This is a genomic window from Tessaracoccus yangjingae (genome assembly GCF_055326235.1).
In genome coordinates this window covers 1-5,191 of sequence record NZ_JBUZNN010000014.1, presented here as the reverse complement: position 1 = coordinate 5,191, position 5,191 = coordinate 1, and the positions used below count along the sequence as shown (strand labels likewise).

Here is a 5,191-nt window from a genome sequence, read left to right as displayed (position 1 = left end):
GGCACCCCCTTGGCTGGGCGAATCGGGCGAGGACGAACGCTTCGGACGCTAGGCCTGGCCCGTTGGGGTCCACAAGGCTCACTTTCGGCAGGACTTCTGAATGACCGCCGTGGACCCCGGGCCGGCCTCTTCACCCTTCGTCGAATCTCGCTGACTAGGCATGATGACTGGGCGACGGCCCGCCCCCGGGCGGCGTGTCAAGGCCGGAGCGGCACTCAAGCGCTCCGATGATGTTTCTTGGTGAGCCAAAATGCAGTCCAACCATGTACTACACTCCGTCGTACTTATGCCCGGTTTCGGGGCCCAGCACCCGGGCACGGCAGCGGGCTTTCCGGCAACCTCGTCTACAGTTGCTGCACCCATACCGCCACCTGCCCGAGGAGCCCCGATGCACGATGCCCCGACGCGCCCGCGCGTCGCCGTCGTGGGTGGCGGCCGTCTGGGCACGGCCCTGAGCGAGGCGCTCCAAGGGGCCGGGTGGGACCTCCTCGGCCCGCTCGGCAGGGGCGCGGACCCTCGGGACTGCGATGTGGTGCTGCTGTGCGTGCCGGACTCCCAGATCGGCGTCGCCGCCGCCGCGATCAGCCCACGTCCCGGCCTCCTGATCGGCCACTGCTCAGGGGCCACCACCCTTGCTCCCCTCGCACCGCATGAGGCCTTCGGCCTGCACCCACTCATGACTGTCCCCGCGGGCGGCCCCACCTCGTTCGAAGGCGCGACGGCCGCGGTCGCCGGCACCAGCACGCGGGCGCTCGTGGCGGCCGGAGCCCTTGCCAGGTCGCTGGGGATGTCCCCCGTCGAGGTGGACGACGATGCCCGCCCGGCCTACCACGCCGCGGCGTCCGTGGCGTCCAACTTCCTCCTCACGCTCGAGGACCTCGCGGAGCGCCTCGCCGCCTCGGCGGGCGTACCTCGCGAGCGCCTGGTGCCGATGGTCCGCGCCACCGTCGACAACTGGGCGGCCCACGGCGCGGCACCCGTGCTGACGGGGCCCGTGGCACGCGGCGACCACCACACCGTCGCCAGGCAGCGCGCCGCCGTCGAGCGGCTCAGCCCGGCGGATCTGGACCTGTTCGACGCCATGGTCGCCGCCACGGGGCGGCTCGCTGAGAGGGCACGCGCATGAGGATCGTACGGAGTGTCGCAGAGCTGCGCGAGGCGCTGGCCGACGCCGGGCGGGTTGGTCTGGTGCCCACCATGGGCGCCCTCCACGAGGGGCACCTGACGCTGATCTCCGCCGCCAGAGGCGCCTGCGACACGGTGGTGGCCTCGGTCTTCGTCAACCCCACGCAGTTCAACGACACGGCAGACCTCGCGGCCTACCCTCGCGACGAGGCCCGCGACGCCCACCTCGCCGAGGGGGCCGGCGCGGACCTGCTGTTCGTCCCCGCCGTCGAGGAGATGTACCCGGCGGGCTACGCCACCACCGTCAGCGTGCGGGGCGTCAGCGAGCCGCTGGAGGGCGCGCACCGCGGCGCCTCGCACTTCGACGGGGTGGCCACCGTGGTGGCCAAGCTCCTCATCGCGGTGGCGCCGCATGTGGCCTTCTTCGGCCAGAAGGACGCGCAGCAGGTGGCCGTGGTCCGGCGCCTCGTGGCGGACCTGGGGCTGCCCGTGGACATCGAGGTCTGCGCCACCGTCCGCGAGCCCGACGGCCTGGCGATGTCCAGCCGCAACATCCGCCTCGGCCCCGAGGACCGGCCCCGCGCGCTGGCTCTGAAGGCCGGGCTGGAGGCCGCAGCTGCCGCTGTCGCCGACGGCGCGGACGCCCGGGCCGCCGAGCGCGTCGGCATGGGCGCCATGCGAAGCCGAGGCGTCGAGCCCGAGTACCTCGCCGTCGTGGACCCCCACACCTTCACTCCCGCCGAGGACCTGACCCGTCCCTCGCTCGCCGTCGTCGCCGCCCACGTGGGCGCCGTCCGGCTCATCGACAACCTCCCCATCCCGCCCGTGAACGCCAGCCAGGAGGCCCGCTGATGTACCGCACCATGTTGAAGTCCAAGATCCACCGCGCCACCGTGACGGACGCGGACCTGCACTACGTCGGCTCCATCACGGTGGACCCGGACCTCCTCGAGGCCGCCGACATCCTCGAACACGAGCAGGTCGCCGTGGTGAACGTCGACAACGGCGCCCGCTTCGAGACCTACACCATCGCTGGCGAGCGCGGCTCCGGTCAGATGAAGGTCAACGGCGCCGCCGCGCGCCTCGTGCATCGCGGCGACACCATCATCGTCATCTCCTACGCCCAGTACGACCGCGCCGAGCTCGTCACCTACGAGCCCGTCGTCGTGCACGTGGAGGCCGGCAGCAACGCCATCGTGGACGTAGACGCAGAGGTGGCCACCCTGCTCACCGGCGCCCGCTGAGCCCTGGATGTCCGCCAGGCCCCGGCACGGAGGCGCCCCCGCAGCCGATGCCCGCGTCACGCCGTCGGTCCTAGCTGAGATGAAGCGGGCCGGGGAGGCCATCGTCATGGTGACCGCGTACGACTACCCGGGCGCCCTCGCGGCGGAGGAGGCCGGGGTGGACGTGGTGCTCGTGGGGGACTCGGGCGCCATGACGGTGCTCGGCTACCCCAGCACCAACGAGGTGTCGGTGGACGAGATGCTGATGCTGACCGCGGCGGTGCGGCGCGGGCTGGGCGCGCCGATGCTGGTGGGAGACCTGCCCTTCGGCTCCTACGAGGACAGCGACGAGCAGGCGGTCGCCACGGCGCGGCGCTTCGTCGACGAGGCGGGCTGCGACGCGGTGAAGCTGGAGGGGGGCGGCGAGGCGTCGGTGTCGCGGGTGCGCGCCATTGTCGCGGCAGGCATCCCCGTCATGGGTCATGTGGGCCTCACCCCGCAGACCGCCGCCGAGCTGGGCGGATTCAAGGCCCAGGGCCGCACCGCGTCCGGGGCGCGACGGGTGGCCGACGAGGCCCTCGCCCTGCAGGAGGCGGGGTGCTTCTCGATGGTGTTCGAGGCCATCCCCGCGGCCCTGGCGGAGGCGATCATGCCGACGATGGACGCGGTGGTGATCGGGATCGGCGCCGGTCCGTCGACCGATGGGCAGGTGCTGGTGTTCCATGACCTGCTGGGCATGTCGTCGGGCGGTTCGGCGCGCTTCGTCAAGCGCTTCGCGGACGTGCACGGCCGGGTGGTGGAGGGTTTGCGCCGCTACGCCGCCGAGGTCCGCGACGGCTCCTATCCCGGGCCCGAGCACTGCTACGGCATCAACGCCGACGAGCTGGCCGCCTTCCGCGCCACCCTCCCCTCCCCCGCTGGCTGAGGTGCCGCGGAGCGCCCCTTCCCGCTGGCTCAGGTGCCGCGAAGCGCCCCTTCCCACCGGCTCAGGTGCCGCGAAGCGCCCCTTCCCACCGGCTCAGGTGCCGCGAAGCGCCCCTTCCCACCGGCTCAGGTGCCGCGAAGCGCCCCTTCCCGCTGGCTGAGGTGCCGCGAAGCGGCCTCGAAGCCTAAGAAACGCAAGCTGACAACGTCACTCGTCCGAGGCTTCGAGGCTCGTCGCTAGCGCTCCTCACACCTCGCCAGCGAAATAGGGCGCTCGCCTCCGAGGACGTCCGAAGAGCCCGACGCGGCGCGCAGCGCCCGCAGCGGTGTCGAAGCCTCCCGCACATCGTCCGAGGACTCGACCGAAGCCCCCGCGACGCACCCTCGCGCGAGTACCGTCGGAGGTAGCGACGGGAGACACCATGCGCGAGACACATCTGCGCCAGGGACGACAGACGGTCAAGGTGGGCCTGATCAAGGTGATCCACGACCTGTTCCCCGACGAGCGGCTCAAGACCTCCTACTCCATCCTGGAGGGCGTCTACTGCAACCTCGTCGGCTCGGCCCTCTCGACGCGGGAAGTTCGGCTCATCGACACCCGGCTCAAGGAGTGGGCCACGGATCCGGCGAGCAGCATCACGTCCCTGGGCCGCGACGGCGGCTACCACGTCTACCAGGTCGGCGACCTCGTCGCCCGCGTGGTCTACCCCGTGATCATGGATCCGGCGCAGGTGGAGCCGTTCGAGGTCATCCCCTTCGCGCACGGCTTCATCGTCGACTTCGGCGACGTGGACAAGGGCGACGGCGCTCCGCTGATCCCGCCGACGCGGCTGTCCGCCGCCTACGCCGAGAGCCAGGAGTGGCTGGACCGCATCGACGTCGAGGTGGTGGCCGACGTCAACGCCTTCATCGTCTCGGGACGGTCGACGAAGCTCATCAACATCGCGGAGGCGCTGCACGAGAAGCGTCTCTCCGACATCGCCGACGTCATCCTCGCCGAGCGCAGGGCACTGCGGGTGTTGGCCATCTCGGGCCCGTCGTCGTCGGGGAAGACCACCACGACACAGCGCCTCGCCACCCAGCTCGAGGTCAACGGACTCAAGCCAGTGGCGCTGTCGCTGGACAACTACTTCCTGGACCGGGCGTTCACCCCGGTCGACGAGGACGGCCGCTACGACTTCGAGAGCCCCGACGCGCTCGACCTCCCCCTCCTCACCCACCACCTGGCGGAACTCGTGGACGGGCGGCCCATCGCGGCGCCGACGTTCGACTTCGTCACCGGCACCCGCCTCGCGACCACCACCCGGGTGCAGGTGGGGCCCGCCGAGATCCTGCTGATCGAGGGCATCCACGCCCTCAACCCGCGGCTGATGGAGCGGATCAAGCGCAACGCGGTGTTCAAGGTGTACGTCAGCGCGCTGGGCGGCCTCAACATCGATCTGATGAACCGGGTGCCGACGACGGAGGTGCGGTTGCTGCGGCGCATCGTGCGGGACCATCGTGACCGGGGCATCTCCCCCGAGGTGACGATCGGCCAGTGGGACAGCGTGCGCCGCGGCGAGTACGCCCATGTCTTCCTGTTCCAGGAGGACGCCGACGTGATGTTCAACTCGAGCATGCTCTACGAGCTGAACGCGCTGCGCCCCTTCGCCGAGGCGGCCCTGAGGACCATCCCCGACGGCAGCCCGAGCATGGACACCCGGGACCGGCTGCTCAACCTGTTGACCTTCTTCGAGCCGATCGGCTCCGAGCGGGTGCCGTTCAACTCGATCCTGCGGGAGTTCATCGGCGGCAGCGTCTACGCCCATCCCGCCGGCTGACCCCGGTTCGAGGACCCCGCCCACCAAGTCGCTGGCGAACTCGCGTCGGTTTCGACGCGGGCGCGCGTCGCTTCGCTCCTTGCGGCCCGGCTCAACCAG

5 protein-coding genes are annotated in these 5,191 nt (G+C 71.2%); all 5 read left to right on the top strand.

What is annotated here, in order from left to right:
* Positions 1-388 precede the first annotated feature (388 nt).
* The 5 genes from ACZK5D_RS15285 (at position 389) to ACZK5D_RS15265 (ending at position 5,092) form a co-directional block, all read left to right on the top strand.
* Positions 389-1,126: a DUF2520 domain-containing protein gene (locus ACZK5D_RS15285; RefSeq protein ID WP_463665898.1), complete on the top strand. Its 738-nt coding sequence runs from the start codon at positions 389-391 to the stop codon at positions 1,124-1,126.
* Positions 1,123-1,977: a pantoate--beta-alanine ligase gene (gene panC / locus ACZK5D_RS15280; protein ID WP_463665897.1), complete on the top strand. Its 855-nt coding sequence runs from the start codon at positions 1,123-1,125 to the stop codon at positions 1,975-1,977. Before ACZK5D_RS15285 ends, panC begins: the two co-directional genes overlap by 4 nt.
* Complete coding sequence (panD, locus tag ACZK5D_RS15275; protein WP_463665896.1) at positions 1,977-2,369, top strand: aspartate 1-decarboxylase; 393 nt, start codon at positions 1,977-1,979, stop codon at positions 2,367-2,369. The genes panC and panD overlap by 1 nt, the downstream gene beginning before the upstream one ends.
* A gap of 7 nt (positions 2,370-2,376) precedes the next feature.
* Positions 2,377-3,273 carry a 3-methyl-2-oxobutanoate hydroxymethyltransferase gene (panB, locus tag ACZK5D_RS15270; RefSeq protein WP_463665895.1) on the top strand — a complete coding sequence of 299 codons (897 nt, stop codon included), beginning with the start codon at positions 2,377-2,379 and terminating at the stop codon, positions 3,271-3,273.
* Between the two features lie 421 nt (positions 3,274-3,694).
* A complete protein-coding gene (locus ACZK5D_RS15265) occupies positions 3,695-5,092 on the top strand; it encodes a uridine kinase family protein (protein WP_463665406.1) in 1,398 nt (465 codons plus the stop codon).
* The last annotated feature ends 99 nt before the right edge of the window (positions 5,093-5,191 follow it).

What these genes read in the sequence shown, in the direction of transcription:
- ACZK5D_RS15265 (WP_463665406.1), top strand. Translation starts at nt 3,695, where the DNA reads ATGCGCGAGACACATCTGCGCCAGGGACGACAGACGGTCAAGGTGGGC.
- ACZK5D_RS15285 (WP_463665898.1), top strand. Translation starts at nt 389, where the DNA reads ATGCACGATGCCCCGACGCGCCCGCGCGTCGCCGTCGTGGGTGGCGGC.
- panD (WP_463665896.1), top strand. Translation starts at nt 1,977, where the DNA reads ATGTACCGCACCATGTTGAAGTCCAAGATCCACCGCGCCACCGTGACG.
- panC (WP_463665897.1), top strand. Translation starts at nt 1,123, where the DNA reads ATGAGGATCGTACGGAGTGTCGCAGAGCTGCGCGAGGCGCTGGCCGAC.
- panB (WP_463665895.1), top strand. Translation starts at nt 2,377, where the DNA reads ATGTCCGCCAGGCCCCGGCACGGAGGCGCCCCCGCAGCCGATGCCCGC.